The 19,738-nt window shown below is 66.4% G+C and carries 19 protein-coding genes and 1 other RNA gene; 12 read left to right on the forward strand and 8 right to left on the reverse strand.

Translation table 11 applies throughout. The features are described 5' to 3' along the window. The first annotated feature begins 9 nt into the window (after positions 1–9). From PRN20_RS05740 to PRN20_RS05750, 3 genes are read left to right on the forward strand one after another with little or no spacing between them, the layout of a single operon-like run. Positions 10–1,482: a CpaF family protein gene (locus PRN20_RS05740; RefSeq protein WP_273956188.1), complete on the forward strand. Its 1,473-nt coding sequence runs from the start codon at positions 10–12 to the stop codon at positions 1,480–1,482. Positions 1,483–1,491: 9 nt separating this feature from the next. After that, positions 1,492–2,472: a type II secretion system F family protein gene (locus PRN20_RS05745; RefSeq protein ID WP_273956190.1), complete on the forward strand. Its 981-nt coding sequence runs from the start codon at positions 1,492–1,494 to the stop codon at positions 2,470–2,472. A 9-nt stretch (positions 2,473–2,481) separates the two neighbouring features. Further along, positions 2,482–3,486: a type II secretion system F family protein gene (locus tag PRN20_RS05750; RefSeq protein WP_273956192.1), complete on the forward strand. Its 1,005-nt coding sequence runs from the start codon at positions 2,482–2,484 to the stop codon at positions 3,484–3,486. A gap of 88 nt (positions 3,487–3,574) precedes the next feature. Here PRN20_RS05750 and PRN20_RS05755 read toward each other — a convergent pair whose 3' ends face one another. Continuing rightward, positions 3,575–4,363: a tetratricopeptide repeat protein gene (locus PRN20_RS05755; protein WP_273956193.1), complete on the reverse strand. Its 789-nt coding sequence runs from the start codon at positions 4,361–4,363 to the stop codon at positions 3,575–3,577. A 153-nt stretch (positions 4,364–4,516) separates the two neighbouring features. On the opposite strand from PRN20_RS05755, the gene PRN20_RS05760 reads away from it, so the two are divergent. Both PRN20_RS05760 and PRN20_RS05765 read left to right on the forward strand, forming a co-directional pair. Next, complete coding sequence (locus tag PRN20_RS05760) at positions 4,517–5,860, forward strand: leucyl aminopeptidase family protein (RefSeq protein ID WP_273956197.1); 1,344 nt, start codon at positions 4,517–4,519, stop codon at positions 5,858–5,860. A gap of 35 nt (positions 5,861–5,895) precedes the next feature. Further along, positions 5,896–6,810 carry a bifunctional helix-turn-helix transcriptional regulator/GNAT family N-acetyltransferase gene (locus tag PRN20_RS05765; RefSeq protein WP_273956199.1) on the forward strand — a complete coding sequence of 305 codons (915 nt, stop codon included), beginning with the start codon at positions 5,896–5,898 and terminating at the stop codon, positions 6,808–6,810. A 45-nt stretch (positions 6,811–6,855) separates the two neighbouring features. Here PRN20_RS05765 and PRN20_RS05770 read toward each other — a convergent pair whose 3' ends face one another. Continuing rightward, entirely contained in the window at positions 6,856–7,803 is a 948-nt protein-coding gene (locus PRN20_RS05770) for a 2-hydroxyacid dehydrogenase (protein ID WP_273956202.1), read from the reverse strand. 72 nt (positions 7,804–7,875) lie between these two features. After that, entirely contained in the window at positions 7,876–8,550 is a 675-nt protein-coding gene (locus PRN20_RS05775) for a c-type cytochrome (RefSeq protein WP_273956205.1), read from the reverse strand. Positions 8,551–8,795: 245 nt separating this feature from the next. Here PRN20_RS05775 and PRN20_RS05780 point away from each other — a divergent pair, with 245 nt between their 5' ends. Then, positions 8,796–9,635 carry a prephenate dehydratase gene (locus tag PRN20_RS05780; protein WP_273956207.1) on the forward strand — a complete coding sequence of 280 codons (840 nt, stop codon included), beginning with the start codon at positions 8,796–8,798 and terminating at the stop codon, positions 9,633–9,635. Here the strand turns inward: PRN20_RS05780 and PRN20_RS05785 are convergent. Continuing rightward, entirely contained in the window at positions 9,629–9,847 is a 219-nt protein-coding gene (locus PRN20_RS05785; RefSeq protein ID WP_273956209.1) for a hypothetical protein, read from the reverse strand. The two genes, PRN20_RS05780 and PRN20_RS05785, sit on opposite strands and share 7 nt — an antisense overlap. Positions 9,848–9,935: 88 nt before the next feature. Further along, positions 9,936–10,331, reverse strand: coding sequence for a hypothetical protein (locus PRN20_RS05790; RefSeq protein ID WP_273956213.1), 396 nt, complete (start codon positions 10,329–10,331; stop codon positions 9,936–9,938). Between the two features lie 99 nt (positions 10,332–10,430). On the opposite strand from PRN20_RS05790, the gene ffs reads away from it, so the two are divergent. The 4 genes from ffs to recR all read left to right on the forward strand — a co-directional run bounded on the left by ffs (position 10,431) and on the right by recR (position 13,536). Next, positions 10,431–10,526: signal recognition particle sRNA small type (gene ffs, locus PRN20_RS05795), an RNA gene on the forward strand. Positions 10,527–10,621: 95 nt separating this feature from the next. Continuing rightward, positions 10,622–12,388 (forward strand): DNA polymerase III subunit gamma/tau, encoded by a 1,767-nt coding sequence (locus PRN20_RS05800; RefSeq protein WP_273956216.1) that lies wholly within the window; start codon positions 10,622–10,624, stop codon positions 12,386–12,388. Next, positions 12,385–12,705: a YbaB/EbfC family nucleoid-associated protein gene (locus PRN20_RS05805; RefSeq protein ID WP_055877229.1), complete on the forward strand. Its 321-nt coding sequence runs from the start codon at positions 12,385–12,387 to the stop codon at positions 12,703–12,705. Before PRN20_RS05800 ends, PRN20_RS05805 begins: the two co-directional genes overlap by 4 nt. Before the next feature lie 234 nt (positions 12,706–12,939). Then, the gene (recR, locus tag PRN20_RS05810; RefSeq protein WP_273956230.1) at positions 12,940–13,536 is read left to right on the forward strand and encodes a recombination mediator RecR; all 597 of its coding nucleotides are present in this window, start codon (positions 12,940–12,942) and stop codon (positions 13,534–13,536) included. A gap of 173 nt (positions 13,537–13,709) precedes the next feature. On the opposite strand, the gene PRN20_RS05815 is transcribed toward recR, so the two are convergent. Continuing rightward, positions 13,710–14,186, reverse strand: coding sequence for a hypothetical protein (locus PRN20_RS05815; protein WP_273956233.1), 477 nt, complete (start codon positions 14,184–14,186; stop codon positions 13,710–13,712). 64 nt (positions 14,187–14,250) lie between these two features. After that, the gene (locus tag PRN20_RS05820) at positions 14,251–15,138 is read right to left on the reverse strand and encodes a dienelactone hydrolase family protein (RefSeq protein WP_273956235.1); all 888 of its coding nucleotides are present in this window, start codon (positions 15,136–15,138) and stop codon (positions 14,251–14,253) included. Between the two features lie 238 nt (positions 15,139–15,376). Between PRN20_RS05820 and PRN20_RS05825 the strand changes: the two genes are divergently transcribed. Beyond that, entirely contained in the window at positions 15,377–17,779 is a 2,403-nt protein-coding gene (locus tag PRN20_RS05825; protein ID WP_273956238.1) for a bifunctional diguanylate cyclase/phosphodiesterase, read from the forward strand. On the opposite strand, the gene PRN20_RS05830 is transcribed toward PRN20_RS05825, so the two are convergent. Then, on the reverse strand, positions 17,780–18,907 hold the full coding sequence (locus PRN20_RS05830; protein ID WP_443112542.1) for a DNA recombination protein RmuC: 1,128 nt from the start codon (positions 18,905–18,907) through the stop codon (positions 17,780–17,782). A gap of 200 nt (positions 18,908–19,107) precedes the next feature. On the opposite strand from PRN20_RS05830, the gene def reads away from it, so the two are divergent. Next, the gene (def, locus tag PRN20_RS05835; protein ID WP_273956240.1) at positions 19,108–19,629 is read left to right on the forward strand and encodes a peptide deformylase; all 522 of its coding nucleotides are present in this window, start codon (positions 19,108–19,110) and stop codon (positions 19,627–19,629) included. Positions 19,630–19,738 lie beyond the last annotated feature (109 nt).

Below are 19,738 nucleotides of genomic sequence, written 5' to 3' on the forward strand. Positions count from 1 at the left end.
TAGTCCTCGATGTTCGGCAAGCGTACCAGTTTCGGCGGCAACACTCCGGGCGCCGCACCCGCTCCGCGGCCCACCGTCGCCCCGGTGGCCGCCGCTGCTCGGCCTGAACCCTCACGCGCGCTCGATACGGCCAAGCGCCCCGACGAAGTCGTCGATGTGCGCAGCCCGGAAGCGGCAACGCGCGACAAGGAATACTTCCAGACCAAGTCGGCGATCTTCAACGCCCTGATCGACTCGATCGACCTGAGCCAGCTCGCGACGATGGAGCAGGAGACGGCGCGCGAGGAAATCCGCGACATCGTCGCCGAGATCATCGCGCTCAAGTCGATCATCATGTCGATCTCCGAGCAGGAAGACCTGCTCGAGGACATCTGCAACGACGTGCTCGGCTACGGCCCGCTCGAGCCGCTGCTGGCCCGCGACGACATCGCCGACATCATGGTGAACGGGTCGCAGAAATGCTACATCGAGGTGGGCGGCAAGGTGCGGCTGACGAACGTCCGCTTCCGCGACGATGCGCACCTGATGAACGTCTGCCAGCGCATCGTGAGCCAGGTCGGCCGCCGCGTCGATGAAAGCTCACCGATCTGCGACGCGCGCCTTCCCGACGGTTCGCGCGTCAACGTGATCGCCCCGCCGCTCTCCATCGACGGCGCCGCACTCACCATTCGTAAGTTCAAGAAGGACAAGCTGACCCTCGCGCAGCTGGTCAAGTACAACTCGATTTCGCCCGAAGGCGCCGAGGTGCTGCGCATCCTCGGCCGCGTGCGCGCCAACATCCTGATCTCCGGCGGTACCGGCTCGGGCAAGACGACGCTGCTCAACTGTCTCACCGGCTTCATCGAGAAGGACGAGCGCGTCATCACCTGCGAGGACTCGGCGGAACTGCAGCTGCAGCAGCCGCACGTGGTGCGCCTCGAAACCCGTCCGCCCAACCTCGAGGGCGAAGGCGAGATCACCATGCGCGATCTCGTCAAGAACTGCCTGCGTATGCGCCCCGAGCGCATCATCGTGGGCGAAGTGCGCGGACCGGAGGCATTCGACCTCCTGCAGGCGATGAACACCGGCCACGACGGCTCGATGGGCACGCTCCACGCCAACTCGCCGCGCGAGGCGCTCAGCCGTCTCGAGTCGATGATCACCATGGGCGGCTACTCGCTGCCCAGCCGCACCATCCGCGAGATGATCGTGTCCTCGATCGACGTGGTGGTCCAGGCCGCCCGTCTCCGCGACGGTTCGCGCCGCATCACCCACATCTCCGAGGTGCTGGGCATGGAAGGCGACGTGATCGTCACCCAGGACGTGTTCCTCTACGACATCGTCGGCGAGGACGCGAACGGCAACCTGCTCGGCCGGCACCGCTCCACCGGTATCACCAAGCCGAACTTCACCGAGCGCGCCCGTTACTACAACGAGGAAGCCAACCTCGTTGACGCGCTGGAGCGCTCGAACATCGAGCACCACGAGATCCTCAGTGCATAAGGGGCGCGCATGAATCCGCTCATTCTCGCGATCCTCGCGGCGGTCTGTGTCGCCGCCGCCGGCTTCGCGCTGGTGCCCTCGATCCTGGGCAACAGCGCCCGTGCCGACAAGCGCATCAAGGCCATGCACGGCGACGTCCGCGCCAATCGCGCGACCGCCGAAGTGGCCCGCACGCGCGATACGCGCCGCAAGGAACTGCAGCAGACGCTGAAGGCGCAGACCGCGGCGATCGAGAAAAAGAAGAAGAGCATCCCGCTCGGCGACCGGCTCTACCAGGCGGGGATGAAGCTGAAGCCCGCGGGCTTCATTCGCAACTCGATCATCCTTGGCGCGGGGGTGTTCGTTGTCACGTTCATCCTCCAGCTCGAGCTCATCTACTGCCTCGTCTTCGCCATTGCCGGTGGTTACCTGCTGCCGCGCATGTATGTCGGCCGGCGGCGCAAGAAGTACCAGAACGCCTTCCTCGACGAGCTGCCCAACGCCGTAGAGGCCATCGTGCGCGGCGTGAAGTCGGGTCTGCCGCTCAACGACTCGATGCGCCTCGTGGCGCGCGAGGCCAAGGAGCCGATCAAGTCGGACTTCCAGCGCGTGCTCGACCAGCAGTCGGTCGGCAAGACCATCCAGGAGGCGGTGGTCACGCTCTATGATCGCGTGCCGGTACCTGAAGTGAACTTCTTCGTCGTGGTCATTACCGTGCAGGCCCAGTCCGGCGGCAACCTCTCCGAGGCGCTGGGCAACCTCGCCCGCGTGCTGCGCAACCGCAAGAAGATGAAGGAGAAGGTGAAAGCCATGTCCTCGGAAGCCAAGGCCTCCGCGGGCATCATCGGCTCGCTCCCGATCATCGTTGCCATCCTCGTCTCGCTGACGACACCGACCTACCTGCTGCCGATGATCGAGACACCGATCGGCAACCTGCTGCTTGGTGTCGCGGCGATCCTGATGTTCATGGGCGGGTTCATCATGAACCGCATGGTCCAGTTCGAAGTGTAGGGGCGCGCAGTGGATCTCGTAGCAACCCTCACCAACACACAGTTCCTCGTCGCGGTCCTCGCCGCGGTCTCTGCCGCGGCTGTCGTCTTCTCGATCGGCGCCACCTTCTTTTCCGGCGGATCAAAGGTACGCCAGCGCATCAGGCGTGTGGCGCTCGAGCGCGAGAAGATGCGGGCCCAGGAAATGGCGCGCCTGCGCGGCAGTGGGGACCCCGACCAGCCGACGCGGAGCATCCGCCAGGCGGCCGGCAAGGACTACATGAAGAACGTCGTCGAGAAGTTCTCGCTCGAGAAGGCGTTCGTCGACGACAAGACCGCCGAGACGCTGGCCCGCGCCGGCTATCGCGGCCAGTCCGCCATGACGACCTGGCTGTTCGTCCGGTTCGTCACGCCCTTCGCGCTGTTCTTTCTCGGCTTCGCCTACATGAGCCTGACGGTGTTTGCCGACAAGCCGCTGTGGCTGAATGCCATCTACGCGCTGCTCGTCGGCCTCATCGGCGCCTACCTGCCGATCGTCCTGCTCAAGAACCAGACGGTGAAGCGCCAGGCCTCGATCCGCCGCGCCTGGCCGGACGCGCTGGATCTCATACTGCTCTGCGTCGAATCCGGCATGTCGGTCGAGCACGCGTTGAAGCGTGTCGCCAAGGAAATGGGCTCCCAGAGCGCGGAACTCGCCGAGGAGATGACCCTCACGACGGCCGAGCTCAGCTTCCTCGAGGACCGGACCCGCGCCTACGACAACTTCGGCCGCCGTACGGGCCTCGACAACGTCAAGGCCGTGATGCAGGCGCTGATCCAGGCCGAGCGGCACGGTACCTCCGTGGGTACTTCGCTGCGCGTGATGGCCGAAGAAGGTCGCGAGCAGCGCATGATGGACGCCGAAAAGAAGGCGGCCGCGCTGCCGCCCAAGCTCACCGTCCCGCTGATCGTGTTCTTCCTGCCGGTGCTGTTCATCGTGATTATCTCCCCGGCGATGATCAGGGTGTTCGCGAACGGGATGATGGGCGGCGGCTGAGCCAGGCCCGCCGCTCCGAGCCAGTAAAGAAGAGGGCGCCTCGCGGGGCGCCCTTCCTGTATTCGGGATAAGCGGGGTAGGGCGCGCGCTAGCCCTGCTTCTTCACCAGGTCCCAGCGGTTCTGCTGGGTGAGGAGCGAGCGGATATAGGCCATGTTGGCCTCGACGCCGTCGGCGGGCAGCTCGGCCGCGAACAGGGTGCGGCTTTCGTCGAAGCGGCCCTGCAGCCCCACGATCAGCGCCAGGTTCTGGCGGATCTGGCTGTTGGCGCCGCGCATGGAGACGGCCGCACGCAGTTCCTTCTCCGCCTTGTCCAGCTCGTTGGTCATGGCATAGGACAGCCCCAGGTTGGCGCGGATACCCGCCTGGTCCGGTGCGATCTTCTGCGCCTGGGCGTAGAACGTCCGTGCTTCCTTGTTGCGCCCGCTCTGGTCGAGGATGGCGCCTTTCACCATCAGCTCGTTCCAGCCCGGCGTCGCCGGGTCGATGGCGCGATCGATGACGTTGAGTGCCCGGTCGAACTGCCCCGACGCCGACAGCGCCTTGGCGAAGGCGACCAGCATCTCGCGGTCGTTCTTGAACTTCATCACGCCGTTCTCGAGCACGGCGACGGCCTGCGCACTCTGGCCGTTCGCCCTGAGCGCCGAGGCGTAATAGAAGATGGTCGACCGGTCGCCCGGGTTCTTCTTGTAGTGCTGTTCGAGCTTGGCGAGCGCGGCGGCCTGCTTGTTGGCCGGCATCGCGGACGCACCGGTATCGCCGATGCTTCCCGTCGTCATCGGGCTGGTGGCACAGGCCGAGAGTGCGAGGGATGCGGCGCCGGCGAGGAGCAGCGCCCGCAATGGCTTGAGGTCTGATTGAAAGAGGCGAGAGAACACTTTGGTCGTCCTGCGAAGCGGATTGCCGAGCCCGGTAACCAGCAATAATTGATTAACCCTAACAGCGCGTTAAGTAGCTCTGCGGAGGGCGTTGTCACTTCTACGAGTGGGGCGTACACCTTGGCTGAAGCTCCTCACTCGCAGAGTTCTCTGATGGCCAAATCCGCCCCGCTCCCCCTGATCGCAGTCGAGGAGGGGAAGGTGCCTTCGACGCTGTCTCCAGGCGCCGCGCGGTGGGCCGCTTCGCACGCCTTTTCCGGCCAGCGCGGCAGGCTCCTGGCGCTGCCGGGGGAGGACGGATCGCTCGAGGGATACCTCTTTGGCCTCGGCGCGGCCGAGGGGCGATCGCCGCTGCTTCTCGGCACCGCCGCTGCCGCGCTCGAGCCCGGCAGCTACCGGCTGTCCGGTGCTTTCGGTGATCCGACACTGGCGGAGCTGGGCTTCCGCCTTGGCGCCTATCGCTTCGACCGTTACCGCAAGGCGCGCGAACCCGTGCTGCTCGACGCGGTCGATGGCGCTGATGCCGCCGAAGTGGCGCGCCTCGCCGACGCGGCCTATCTCGCCCGCGATCTCATCAACACCCCGGCCAACGACCTCGGCCCCGAGGCTTTCGAGCAGGAAATCCGCGCCTTCTGCAATCGGCACAAGCTCGACATCAAGGTGATCGCCGGCGACGAGCTGCTGAAGCAGAACTTCCCGATGATCCACGCCGTCGGCCGCGCCGCTGCCGAGGCGCCGCGGCTGGTCGAGTTCAGTTGGGGCAAGGCCGGGGACCCCAAGGTCACCCTCGTCGGCAAGGGCGTTACCTTCGACACCGGCGGGCTCGACATCAAGCCGTCCTCCGGCATGCTGCTGATGAAGAAGGACATGGGAGGCGCCGCGAATGTCCTCGGGCTCGCCCATGCCATCATCGATGCTGGCCTGCGGGTGCGGCTCCGCGTGCTGATCCCGATCGTCGAGAACGCCATCTCCGGTCCGGCCTTCCGCCCGGGCGATATCCTGCGGGCCCGCAACGGCACCACGGTCGAGATCGGCAACACCGACGCCGAGGGCCGGCTGATCCTCGGCGATGCGCTGGCGCTGGCCGATGAGGAAAGCCCCGAACTGATCGTCGACATGGCAACGCTCACCGGCGCCGCCCGCTCGGCGCTGGGGCCGGACCTGCCGCCGCTCTATTCGACCGACGATGCGCTTGCGCGCGACCTGATGGCGGCCGGCGCCGTGTCCGACGACCCGCTCTGGCACATGCCGCTCTGGCCGGCCTATGACACGATGCTCAACTCGAAAATCGCCGATGTGAACAACGCGGGATCGACGCCGTTTGCCGGCTCGATCACCGCGGCGCTGTTCCTCAAGCGGTTCGTCAAGCAGGCCAAGGCCTGGGTGCATCTCGATATCTATGGCTGGGCCCCGGAGGCGAAGCCGGGCCGCACGTTCGGTGGCACCGACCAGGGCATTCGCGCCATCTATGGGTACCTGAAGCAACGATATCGTTGACAAGATCAACGATATCGGCGCCAATCTCATCCATCATGGATGAGACCCAGATTGCCGAGATTCGTCGCTTCAACCGCGCCTTCGCGCGCTGGCTGGGGCTGTTCGACGAGCATTACTCGAAGACCGAGCGCAGTCCGGCCGAAAGCCGGCTGTTCTACGAACTGTCGAAAGCCGGTCACTCGAGCGGCGCCGATCTCGCGCGGGCGATGGGGGTAGATCCAGCCTATCTCAGCCGCATGCTGCAGAAGCTCGTCGCCGAGGGGCTGGTTTCCGTATCGCCGGGGGTCGCGGACCGTCGCCGCAGCCAGCTCGCGCTCACTTCCGACGGCGACAAGGCGGCGGCGAAGGTCGAGGCTGCCGCCGACCGGGCCATCGCCGATCTCATCGCGCCGCTGTCACAGACCGAGCGGCGCGAACTGGTCTCCGCCATGCAGACCATCGCCCGTATTCTCGATGGCGGCGACCAGGCGGCCTCGATCGTTCTCAGGCCGCATCACATCGGCGACGTCGCCCACGTCGTAGCCCGGCAATCGCGGCTCTATGCCGATGAGTTCGGCTGGGACGGCAGCTACGAGGCGCTGGCAGCCGAGATCGGCGGCAAGTTCCTCGAGGCGTTCGACCCGGCGACCGACAGCTGCTGGATCGCCGAACGCGACGGCAGGGTGATCGGCTCGGTATTCGTCGTCGATGCGGGGCAGGGGGTCGCGCAGCTGCGCCTGCTCTATGTCGAGCCCGAGGCACGCGGCCTCGGGGTGGGCAAGCTCCTGGTCGACCAGGTCGTCCGCTTCGCCCGCGAGAAGCGCTACGGCAAGGTGCGGCTCTGGACCCAGGCGAGCCTGGTTGCCGCCCGCAAGCTCTACGCCGCCGCGGGGTTCGTCCTCACCGAGAGCAAGCCGCACCGCAGCTTCGGCAAGGACCTCGTGGGCGAGTATTGGGAACTGAAGCTCTAGGGGCGCAGGCCGGAGCGCGTGGGGTGGGGCAGCGCGCTCGACGCCCTAGTAGCCCCGCCCGAAGTCGATCACGTTGGGCAGCGGCTGGCCGGCCGCGTGGTCGCGGATCACCTTGGAGAAGTACGCAACGCCCGTGCGCTCGCTCGAGGCGGCGGCGATGTGCGGGGTGATGTAGACATTGTCCATGGCCCAGAGGGGGCTCTGCTGCGGCAGCGGCTCGACTTCGAACACGTCGAGGCTCGCCGCCTTGAGCGTGCCGTCCTCGAGCGCCCGGACGATGTCCGCTTCCTTCTGGTGCCCGCCGCGACCGGCATTGACGATCACCGGTCCTTCGCCGTCGAGGCCGCCGCGCCGGAGCCGGGCGAAGGTCTCGTAGTTGAGGATGCCCTGCGTCTCGGGCGTGAGCGGCAGCAGGTTCACGAGGATATCCGTGCCGTTGAGGAAGGCTTCGAACTGCTCGGTGCCGGTGAACACCTCGACGCCCTCGATCTGCTTGGCCGAGCGGCTCCAGCCGCGCAGCTTGTAGCCGAACACCTTGAGGTGCTTGATGGCATCGAGGCCGAGCTGGCCAAGGCCCATGATGCCCACGCTCGCGTCCCAGGCGGGAGCCGGATAGAGCTGCGACCAGCGGCGCGCCTGCTGGTCGCGCCTGAAGCGCGTGATGAGGCGCTGGTGCATGGTGACCTGCGCGACGACATAGTCGCTCATGCGCTGCTGCAGGTCCTCATCCATGAAGCGGACGATCGGCACGTCGACAGGGCGCGAGGGATTGCGCAGCAGGGCATCGACGCCGGCGCCCAGCGACAGGATGGCCTTGAGGTTTTTGAGGCCGGCGAACGCATCCGGCTTGGGCTTCCAGATGAAGATGTAGTCGATCTCGTCGGGATCGTACTGGTCGGCCCGCGTCACCACGCGGTGGCCGGGCAGGGCGGCGGCGAAGCCAGCGGCCCAGCGGCGCTCGTTGAAATCGGCAAGATGCAGCAGCAGGGTCACGGTGGCTTCTCCCCCAAAAAGAACGAGCCGCACCATAGGCGCGGCTCTGAAATCAGTCGGCTGTGAAAGCCCTCAGTGCGAGGCCGGTGCGGCCGGCGCTTCTGCCGGTGCTTCGGCTGGCGCCGCGGCGCCACCCTCGTCCGGAGCAGCTTCGCCAGCGGCCGGCGCGGCGCCTTCGGCCGGAGCCGCATCGGCGGCCGGGAACGGCACGGGCGAGGGCGACAGCGTCGCGAGGTAGGCGAGGATGTTGGCGCGCTCGACCGGATCCTTGATGCCGCCGAAGTTCATCTTCGTGCCCGGCGTGTAGGTCTTGGGCGAGGTGAGGAACGCGTCGAGGTTCTCGTACGACCAGACGTCGCCGTTCTTCTGATGCTCGAGCATGCCGTCCGAATAGGCGAAGCCAGGATGGCTGCCTTCGACGCGGCCGACCACGCCATAGAGCTCGGGGCCCTGCTTGTTGCCGGCGCCTTCCTCGAAGTTGTGGCAGCTGGTGCACTTGCGCGCCGCAGCCTGGCCGGCTGCCGGGTCGGCGCTGGCGAGCAGCACACCGATCGGCACAGCGGGAGCCTCGGCCTCGGCGGCCGCGCCGCCATGGCCGTCGCCCGCTTCCGCCTCGGCGAGCGCATAGCCCGGGCCGCGACCTTCGATTGGGCTGTAGATGGCCTCGGCCAGGAACCCCACGCCCATGACGAACAGGAGGGTACCGAGAACGGCGCCAATGATCTTATTGAGTTCGAACGAATCCATCGCGGGTATCTTAGCCTTTGACGCCGGAATGATGAACGGCGGAACGATGCGAGGCCATACATAGCCTGCCCCGGCGCTTCAAGCCCCAGTCCCGACGCGCGCGAAAGATAGTCGGTCGCCGGGAGGGGTGCAACGGGGTTCGCATCCGCTGCGACATAGTGGAAACAGGAGTGTATTCCTCAACATTGACTTGGGCCGGCGCCGGTTCCATTAAGGCGCCCGCCAGCTGTGGGGAGTTCCAGTCCATGACCAGAAAGATCGCGTTCCAGGGTGAGCCGGGGGCGTTCAGCCATGCCGCGACCCATGCGCTCTTTCCCGACGACGAAGCGCTGCCCTGCACGACCTTCGAGGACACCATCGCCGCCGTGCAGAACGGCGACGCCGAGTATGGCGTGGTACCGGTGGAAAACTCGCTCTACGGGCGCATCACCGACATCTACCACCTGCTGCCCGAGAGCGGCCTGTTCATCACCGGCGAGCATTTCCTGCGCATCGAGATGAACCTGCTCGGCCTTCCGGGCACCAGGCTCGAGGACATCAAGGCGGTGCAGTCCCTGTCGGTAGCGCTCGGCCAGTGCCGCAAGTTCATCAACAAGCACAAGCTGAGGACGATCAACGGCGTCGACACCGCCGGCTCGGCTCGCGAGATCGCGCAGAAGGGCGACAGGACGGTGGGCGCCATCGCCTCGCGCTTTGCCGCCGAGGTCTACGGCCTCGACGTGGTGGCGGGCAATATCGAGGACGCCGCCCACAACACCACCCGTTTCCTCGTCATCTCGAAGAAGGCCGAGGAGCCCAAGCCGGGCAGCGCCAAGGTGAAGACCACGTTCGTGTTCCGCGTCCGCAACGTGCCGGCGGCGCTCTACAAGGCGATGGGCGGCTTTGCCACCAATGGCGTGAACATGACCAAGCTCGAGAGCTACATGCTCGATGGCTCGTTCACCGCCACGCAGTTCTATGCCGATATCGAGGGGCACCCGTCCGATCGGGCCGTGCAGCTCGCCTTCGAGGAGCTGAGCTTCTTCACCGACCACTTCCACGTGCTCGGCGTCTACCCGGCGGCTTCGCCGGACGGCGCTCAGTAGAAGTCGTCGTCCTCGTCGGCCCCGATCGTGAGGCCGCCGGCTTCCGCGCCCCAGTCGAGGTCGTCGGTCGGCTCGTCGCGCCGCGCGTCGGCCTCGAGGATCTGGTGCTCGAACGCCGGCAGGTAGAGCGGGGCGCCGACTTCGCGGACGGCGGCACGCTGCATCTGGCTCAGCGCGATGAGTTCATGGGGAACGCGGACGGTCTTCAACATGACAAGCCTCCTTTGGGGCTCGTGATGTTGATTAGAATGCGCCCGACTTTGTTAACAAGGCCTGAGGGATACGTTCAGGGTTCACCGACTAGGCGCCCAGTCCCGCATCGCGCTTGAGCGCTCCGAGCAGGTATTTCAGCCCGGCGATGTCGTGGTTCGCCTCGATGCGCGGCACCATGCGGTCGACCGATATGCCGACGCTGGCGCTGAGCGCTTCCAGCGCGGCCGAGACCTGGAACAGGTCGCGACGCAGGTCGTGGCCATGCGGGAGATTCTCGATGAGCCGGTCGGCCAGCTCGTGTGCCTGCTGGATGGCGCGGCGCGTGCTGTCGGCCTCGTCCAGCAACTCGTCGCTGGCGGTGGCCCGTCCGCGGGCGGCGTTTCGATAGCCGTCCGCCACATTGTTCCAATGCGCGATCATGCCCTGCCAATGGGCGATGTAGCGGCCAGCTTCCTGTTCGTCCTGGCTCCCTCTGGCGATCATTGCCGGGCTCCGTTTACGCAGAACTGGGCGAATCAACGGCAGGACTGGGGCAAAGGTTGCATCTTGCCTTCGCCGCAATGAGCAGCCATATACCGGACCGGGAGGTTGGCGCGGACGTGTTCCTCGCCAACCGGGTCAGGACCGGAAGGTAGCAGCCCCAACGAGACCTTCACGGGTCGTTGCCAGCCTCCTACTTCCCCACATCTTTATCGGTCGGGCCGTCATGTCGCGGGCATGATCTTTTGCGATCCGTGCCTGCGCTCGCTATATGCTCTGCCATGGCTGAAGGAATGTTCCCCGACGATATGCTGCCGCCCGCCACCTCGCCGGCGTCGTCGCCCTATCTCGTGCTCGCCCGCAAGTACCGGCCGCTGAGCTTCGATTCCCTGATCGGCCAGGACGCGATGGTGCAGACGCTGCGCAACGCGTTCAAATCCGGCCGTATCCACCACGCCTTCATCCTCACCGGCGTGCGCGGGGTGGGCAAGACCACTACTGCGCGCATCCTCGCGCGTGCCTTCAACTACGAGGACGAGACCGGCCGCCGCCCGACGCTGGATTTCACCAAGGAAGGCATCCACGACCGCGCCATCATCGAAGGCCGCCATGTCGACGTGGTCGAGATGGACGCTGCCTCGAACACCGGCATCAACGATATCCGCGAGATCATCGACTCGGTGAAGTACGGGCCCGTCTCGGCGCCCTACAAGGTCTACATCATCGACGAAGTGCACATGCTCTCGACGGCGGCCTTCAACGGGCTGCTGAAGACGCTCGAAGAGCCGCCGCCCTATGTGAAGTTCATCTTCGCCACCACCGAGATCAGGAAGGTCCCGGTGACGATCCTGTCGCGTTGCATGCGCTTCGACCTGCGCCGCGTGCCGCCCGACGTGATGAACGCCCATCTCATCGACCTGCTCGGACGCGAGAAGATCGAATACGAGCCCGAGGCGCTGGCCATGATCGTGCGCGCCGGCGAAGGCAGCGTGCGCGACAACCAGTCCCTGCTCGACCAGGCCATCAGCCATGGCGACGGCAAGGTCACGGCGGCGACGGTGAAGGCGATGCTCGGGCTGGGCGACCGCGCCCGCACCATCGACCTGTTCGAGGCGCTGATGGCCGGGCGCATCGGCGACGCGCTGACGAACCTGCGCGAACTCTACGATGCCGGCGCCGACCCGCTGACGATCATCGCCGACCTCTGCGACTTCACCCACCTCGTCACCCGCATCAAGGTCGTGCCGGCCGCGGCCGACGACGTGTCGCTGACGCCCGACGAGCGGGCGCGCGGGGCCCAGATGGCCCAGAAGCTCGGCATGCGCGTACTGAGCCGCACCTGGCAGATCCTGTTCAAGGGCTTCGACGAAGTGCAGCAGGCGGGCAACGGCCTGCAGGCAGCCGAAATGGTGCTGGTCCGCCTCGCCTATGCCGCCGACCTGCCGACCCCAGACGAGCTGATCGCCAAGCTCGGCAACTTGCCGCCTCCGGCCGCGCCGCAGATGGCGCCGTTGGCGCGCGGCAATGGCGGTGGCGGTGGTCCCGCGGCGGCACGCCAGCTACAGCCGCAGGTTGCGCCGCAGTTCGAGGCCGCGCCCGCGCCCGCAATTGCAACGCCGGCGCCGCAGGCCTTCGCCAATCCGCGCAGCTATGCCGACCTCGTGGCGCTCGCCGGCGAGAAACGCGACCTGATCGTCAAGCATGCGCTCGAGAGCTCGCTCCGTCCGGTTTCGATCGGCGACGGGCGGCTCGAGGTGGCGCTCGTCCCCAATGCCGACCCGGGGATCATCCAGACCCTCAGCGCCAAGCTGAAGCTGTGGACCAACCGGCAGTGGATGATCACCCTCAAGAATGACGCACAGCACGTGCCCACCATGCGCGAACAGCGCGAGGAACGGCAGGAAGCGGTGCGCCAGGAGGCCCACCAGGATCCGCTGGTGCAAGCCATCATCGAGAAGTTCCCCGGCGCCACGGTGCGCGTCACCGTCAAGCAGGAACAGATACCGATCGAAGCCTACGCGGATGCCATCCGCGACAGCGATGAGGAAGACGACGAATGAAAGACCTGATGGGAATGATGAAGGCCGCCCAGGAGATGAAGGGGCGGATGGAGGAGTTCCAGAACAAGGTCGCCGAGATGACCGTCGAGGGCCGCTCCGGCGGCGGCCTCGTGGTGGTGACGCTTAACGGCAAGGGCGAGATGAAGGGCCTGAAGATCGACCCCAGCCTCGTCTCCGACGACGTTTCGGTGCTCGAAGACCTCATCCTCGCGGCCCACAATGACGCCAAGGGCAAGGCCGAGTACGAGATGAATGCCAAGATGCAGGAGATGACAGCGGGCCTGCCGCTGCCTCCGGGCATGAAGTTCCCGTTCTGACGTCTACCGGGGTGTTTCCCCGGACACCGGCTTGCCTTCTCCCCGTGTGGGCAGCGGACGAGGGCCTAGCCCTCGCCGCGAGGTGGCGCGAAGCGCCGGATGAGGGGTCCCGCGACGCGCGAGTGTCGCGCGATCCGAGTGTAGCGAGGAGCGGTCCCGACTCGCGGAGAGAACCCCTCATCCGCCCTTTCGGGCACCTTCTCCCACAAGGGGAGAAGGTAGACCGGAGAGACCATGGCCAACGGCGGACCCGAAATCGAACAGCTGATCCAGCTCCTCGCGCGCCTGCCCGGGCTCGGGCCGCGCTCGGCGCGGCGGGCTGTGCTGCAGCTGATCAAGAAGAAAGAGCAGTTGATGATCCCGCTGTCGGCGGCGCTCGATCGCGCCGTCGAGGCGGTGACCGTGTGCGAGACCTGCGGTAATATCGATACGCGCTCGCCCTGCCACATCTGCGTCGACCCGCGCCGCGGCGAGAGCGGTATCCTCATCGTCGTCGAGGATGTCGCCGACCTCTGGGCGCTGGAGCGCGCCGGGGTAGGGGCGGTGAAGTACCATGTGCTGGGCGGCGTGCTGTCGCCGCTCGATGGAGTCGGGCCGGACGACCTCTCGATCGATGCGCTGCTGAAGCGGGCGCCCGAGTTCAACGAGATCGTGCTGGCGGTCAATGCCACGGTCGAGGGCCAGACCACGGCGCACTACATCACCGACCGGCTTGCGCCGAGCGGGGTGAAGATCACGCGGCTTGCGCATGGCGTGCCGGTGGGCGGCGAGCTGGACTATCTCGACGAGGGCACGCTCAGCCAGGCGCTCAAGGCGCGGACGGCGTTCTAACGTCTATCCTTCGAAGTGCCACACCCCATGGTGGTCCCTCATCACCGGGCTTGTCCCCGGTGATCCAGCTGCCGCGCGTCGGCGCGGCGAAAGCGGACGCTGCGTAGCTGGATGGCCGGGACAAGCCCGACCATGAGGGACAAACTGGAGAAATCGACGGTGGGGCGGCCGAGTCAGCCGTCTTCGTCCTCGACTTCGTCGCGATCGAGCCCGTCGCCGTCGAGCCATTCACGCTCGTCGACGGCCTCCTCCTCGTCCTCGGTCAGCGAGGCTTCGTCAGCTTCCTCGATGGCTTCGAGCTCGTCGGAATCGGGGGCCAGCGTCTCGCGATGCGCGGAAGGGTCGTGGTCGATCGAGGTCGGATCCATGCCTTCCCCATCAAGACCGGTCAGCCTGGCGATGGCTTCGTCGATGGAGCGGACCAGCACCAGCGGATCCTCGTCGCCGAAGTCCGTCGCTTCGAGATCGGCGAGTTCCTCGCGCATCTCGCGCAGCCGCGCCAGCCGGTCCTCGATGGGCCAGTCGTCGCCGTAGAGCAGCTCTTCGATCTCAGTCTGGGTCACCGGCTGGGCGAAACCGGGCAGGTCACCATCGTTTCCCGCCGGGGTGTCTTCGGCGATCAGGTTTCGGAAACGATGGTTCGTGCTCATGGCGTTCTCCTCGAAGGATCAACGCGCCGGGATGTCGGCCAGTTCATGGCCGGCCGACATGTGATCAGCTTAGCACTTCCTTGAACAGGCCGACAGTGCGCGACCACGCGAGGTCCGCCGCTGCCTTGTCGTAGCGCGCCGCCGACGTGTCGTTGTTGAAGGCGTGGTTGGCGCCCTCGTAGACGAAGATCTGGTAGTCCGTTCCCGCTGCCTTCAGCGCTGCCTCGAACTCCGGGATGCCGGCATTGATGCGCTCGTCGAGCCCGCCATAGTGCGCGAGGACCCTGGCCTTGATGGCGGCCACGGCCTCGGGGTTGGGCTGGCCGCCGTAATAGGCGACAGCGGCGAGGAGATCCGGGGCCTGCGTGGCGAGATTGTTGACGGTGCCGCCGCCCCAGCAGAAGCCCATCGCGCCGACCTTGCCGTTCGATTTCTCGTGCTGCTTGAGCCAGGCGATGGTCGCGATGCCGTTGGCGACGACGTCGGTCTGGCTCAGCTGCTGGAACAGCGGGCGCGCGGCTTCCTCGTCGGCCGGCGTGCCGCCGAGATCGGACAGGAAGTCGGGCGCGATGACAAGGAAGCCCTCGAGCGCCATGCGCCGCGCCACGTCCTTGATGTGCGCGTTGAGGCCGCGGTTCTCGTGCACGACGATCACCGCGCCGAACGGGCCGCCTTCCGACGGATAGGCGAGGTAGCCTTTCATCTCGCCCTTGGCGCCGGGATAGGTCACGTCTGCCGTCGTAAGCCGCGCGTCGTCCTCGGCAACGAGCCCCTGCGCTTTGACGCTGGGCGCCATCATTGCCGCGACGATCGTCGCGGCGCCCATCGAGCCCGTGAGCTTGGCGAGGTTGTCCATGAACCTGCGGCGATCGAGGCTCAGGTGCGTGTAGTCGTCGAAGAGATTGATCATCTCCTGGGTGATCTTGGGAGCAGTCCTGCTGGTATCGTCCACTTTATGGCCCTCCACTCTTTGAACAACGCAGAGGCTAACCCATCGATCGGCGGGGCGGGGTGGCGGTCGCGAAAATGTCAGATTGCGTGAGGCGCTCGCCGGCGGCCCCATTAAGCGGGCGTTTACGGCGTCGGCGAAAGTGAGCGCCTAAGTACAGTCAGTTGCACGGCCGGCAAGACTCCCTTCACCAGCCTCGGACACAGCTGGGGGCGGTTGGCTCCAGAAGGACGCGGGCATCGTGCAGTCAGTGATTTCAACAGTGTTCGAGCAGCATGACCTTCGCCTCGTGGCCCTCGCGGCCCTGGTCTGTTCGCTCTCGGCGTTTGCCGGCATTACCCTGCTCATCCATGCCCGCCGGACCGAAGGCCCGATGAAGAAGGTCTGGCTCGCTGTTGCCGCCGTTTCGGTGGGCTTCGGCATCTGGGCGACGCACTTCGTCGCGATGCTGGCTTTCCACGCCGGCATGCCGGTCGGCTACGACCTGCCGGTCACCGTCCTGTCGCTCGCCATCGCCATCGCGATCGTTGGTGGCGGCCTGTGGTTCGCCGCGATTGGCCCGCGCCCCATGGACGCGGTGCTCGGCGGCGCCGTGGTGGGGATCGGCATCGCCTCGATGCATTACACCGGCATGGCCGCGCTGCTCATCGGCGGCGGCATCGTCTGGCACTCGCCGCTTGTCGCCGCTTCCGTGCTGTTCGGCATGGCCTTCGGCGCCGGCGCGCTCTATTTCGCCGTGCGCGGCCACACGCTGCGCCGCCGCCTCCGCGCCACGGTACTGCTGACGCTGGCCATCTGCGCCATGCACTTCACCGCCATGGGCGCGGCAGGCCTCGAGAACTGTTTCCCCGTGGTTGCCGCCAATGACGCGACGCCGCAGTGGCTGTCGATCGTCGTCGCGCTGGTCTCGGTGATGATCCTGCTGTTTGCCGTGGGCGGCACCTATCTCGACATGCTCGACCGCCGCCGCACCGCTGCCGAGGGCGACCGCATGCGCGGTCTCGCCGACGCCGCAGTGGAAGGGCTGGTCGTCGCGAAGAACGGCATCATCGTTACCGCCAACCAGAGCTTCCTCAAGCTGATCGAAGCGCCGGAGGCCGACGTGCAGGGCCGGCCGCTTGCCGACTTCCTCGGCACCGCGGTGTGCAACGCTCTCGATGAGCGGCCCAACGCGCCGATCGAAACCGACCTCAGGGCCGCCTTCGGTGTCGTGCCGGCGGAGGTCATCCTGCGGCATGTCGATTTTGCGGGTGCCCCGCACCAGGCCATCGCGGTGCGCGATCTTTCGGCGCGCAAGCAGGCCGAGCAGCACATCCGTTTCCTCGCCCACCATGACGCCCTCACCGGGCTCCCCAATCGCGTGAGCTTCGCGCGCAAGCTGGCTGACGAGATCGCCCATGCCCGCCGTCACGAGCAGACCTTCGCGGTCATGTGTCTCGACCTCGATCGCTTCAAGGAAGTGAACGACCTGTTCGGCCATGCCGCCGGCGATACGCTGCTGCAGCGTGTCGGGCAGGCGCTGCTCGGCACGATCGAAGGCGTCGGTTACGCCGCGCGCCTCAGCGGCGACGAGTTCGCGGTGCTGCTTCCCGATATCGGCACACCCGCGCGCGCCGGCCGTGTCGCCGAGCAGATCCTCGATGCCTTCCGCCGCGACAACGACATGTCGACGAGCGGCGCCATGATCTCCGGCTCGATCGGCATCGCGCTTTTTCCGGACAATGCCGACACCGACGAACAGCTGATGACCCATGCCGACACGGCCCTCTATCGCGCCAAGCAGGATGGTCGCGGCATCTATCGCTTCTTCGAAAGTGCCATGGGCGCCGAAGTGCGCGACCGCCGCATGCTCGAGCACGATCTGCGCCACGCCGTGTCGCGCAACCAGCTGCGGCTCGTCTACCAGCCGCAGGTCGATATCCAGTCGGACGAGGTCACCGGCTTCGAGGCGCTGGTGCGCTGGACCCATCCCGAGCGTGGCGAGATCTCGCCGGGGGTGTTCGTGCCGGTGGCCGAGGAGAGCGGGCTGATCCTGCAGATCGGCGAATGGGTGCTGCGCACCGCCTGCGCCGAGGCGGCCAGGTGGAAGGTGCCGCTCAGCGTCGCCGTAAACGTCTCCGCCGTGCAGATCCACTCGCCCACCTTCGCGCAGACGGTGCACGAGGTGCTGCTGCAGACCGGGCTCGACCCGACGCGGCTCGAGGTCGAGATCACCGAGTCGGCGCTGATCCGCGACATGGCGCGCGCCATCACCACCCTGCGCCAGATCCGGGCGCTCGGCGTTCGCATCGCCATGGATGATTTCGGCACGGGCTACTCGTCGCTCGCCAACCTGCGTGCCTTCCCGTTCTCGAAGATCAAGGTCGACCAGTCGTTCATCCGCTCGGTGGACAACAACATGCAGTCGGCCGCCATCGTGCGTGCCGTGCTGGGGTTGGGCAGCGGGCTGAACGTACCGGTTGTCGCCGAAGGCGTGGAGCGGCCCGAGGAACTCGAGTTCCTCAGGGGCGAGGTCTGCCAGACGGCGCAGGGCTACCTGCTCAGCAAGCCCAAGGACATTCGGCACTTCGAGTCGCTGACCGAGGGCAAGACGCGAACACTGGATGCCGCAGCGCAGTCCGTGCCCATGAAGGCAGTCGGCTGATCACTCCCCGGCGAGGCGCTGCTCGGGCCGCGCCTCTTCGAACTCCATCGCCTCGATCCGCTCGCCGCGCCGGAGCACCTTGCCCGACGAGGTGAGGATGTCGCCGATATCGTTGCTGGCCTGGGTGAAGTGGGTCTGGAGCTTGCGCACGCGCTCGTCGAGCCGGCCGACATCGAGCAGCAGTTCGCGCACCTCGCGCTGGATCTTGTGCGCTTCCTCGCGCATCCTCACGTCGCGCAGCAGCGCCTGCACCACCTGGATCGACAGCATCAGGATCGAGGGCGAGACGATCACCACCCGCGCCTTGAGTGCGCGCTGCACGACGTCCTCGAACTTTTCGTGCAGGTCCGCAAAGATCGACTCCGAAGGCACGAACAGGAAGGCCGTGTCCGCCGTCTCGCCGGGGATCAGGTACTTCTCCGAGATCGCCTTGATGTGGACGCCCATATCGTTACGGAAGCCGTTTGCGGCGAAGCGGGTCTCTTCCTGCGCCTGCGCATCGCCCAGCCGCTGCCAGCTCTCGAGCGGGAACTTGGCGTCGATGACCAGCGAGGGGGCGTTGTTGGGCATGTACACCAGCGCATCGGGCCGGCTGCCGTTCGAGAGCGTTGCCTGAAAGGCGTAGGAGTTGGGCGCGAGCCCGTCCCCGATGATCGTCTCCATGCGCCCCTGGCCGAAGGCGCCGCGCGTCTGCTTGTTGGCGAGGATCGACTGCAGGCCGACCACGTCCTGCGAAAGCTGGGTGATGTTCGACTGCGCCCGGTCGATGACCGCCAGCCGCTCCTGGAGCTTGGCGAGGCTCTCGTTGGTCTTGGTATTGCCCTCCTGCATGGCCGCGCCGAGGCGCTGGCCCTGGCTGTCGAGCCGGTCGTTGACGAGCCGTGCGAGGTCCGACGTGCGCGAGCCGAAAATCTCGCTCATCGTCTGCATGCGGCCGGTCATCTCGGACTGGATGCGCATCATGTCGGCGAGGTGCCGCTCGGTCTCGGTGGACTTCAGCCGCAGCGCTTCCGCCTCCGCGGCCCGCTGCTGCGCCTCCTCGGTCCGTGCCTTGGCCTGCCGGATCGCGACGACGAGCAGCGCGATCAGGAGGGCAGCGAACAGCCCGGCGGCTGCAAGCGCGGCCATTTCGAGCGTGACGGGAAAGTCGGCGACGACGAAGAGGATGCGGTCCATCGCGGCAGCCTACACGATTCGGCGTAGCAATGTTCTGGCATTGTTCACGTCCGCCGCAATTATCCTTGCGAACCGGTAAACCGGCTTGCCGTTGACCCGGGGCGGGGAAATACCATATTCAGCGGCAACCCCCGATGAAGGACTGAACGTTCATGGCCAAGCGCCCCATCCTTATCCTTCCCGACGAGCGCCTGCGCGCCATTGCAGAGCCGATCGAGAAGATCGACGATGAGGTGAAGCAACTCGCCAAGGACATGCTCGAGACCATGTACGATGCGCCCGGCATCGGCTTGGCCGCGCCGCAGATCGGCGAACTCCGCCGCATCGTGGTGATGGACCTCGCCAAGGAAGGCGACGCACCTGATCCGATCGTGATGGTGAACCCCGAGATCCTCAAGTACTCGGACGAGACCGTCGTCACCGAGGAAGGGTGCCTGTCGATCCCCGAGCTCTACTACGATGTGGAGCGTCCGGCCGAGGTCACCGTCCGCTACACCGATCTCGACGGCAAGGTGGTCGAGCGCGACGCCGCCGACCGGCTCGCCATCTGCATCCAGCATGAGATCGATCACCTCGATGGCGTGCTCTACATCGACTACCTGAGCCGCCTGAAGCGCGACCGCGTGCTGAAGAAGTTCCAGAAGGCCGACCGGCTGTCCAAGAAGGCGAGCTGAGTCAACCGCATCAGCTGTGAGCGCCTTCTCCCCTTGTGGGAGAAGGTGCCCGAAGGGCGGATGAGGGGTATCTCTCCGCGTACCGGACGCTCCTCGCTTCACTCGGATC

Origin of the sequence: Devosia sp. ZB163 (assembly GCF_028613635.1) — a bacterium.
In the GTDB taxonomy this organism is placed as follows: Bacteria; Pseudomonadota; Alphaproteobacteria; order Rhizobiales; family Devosiaceae; genus Devosia_A.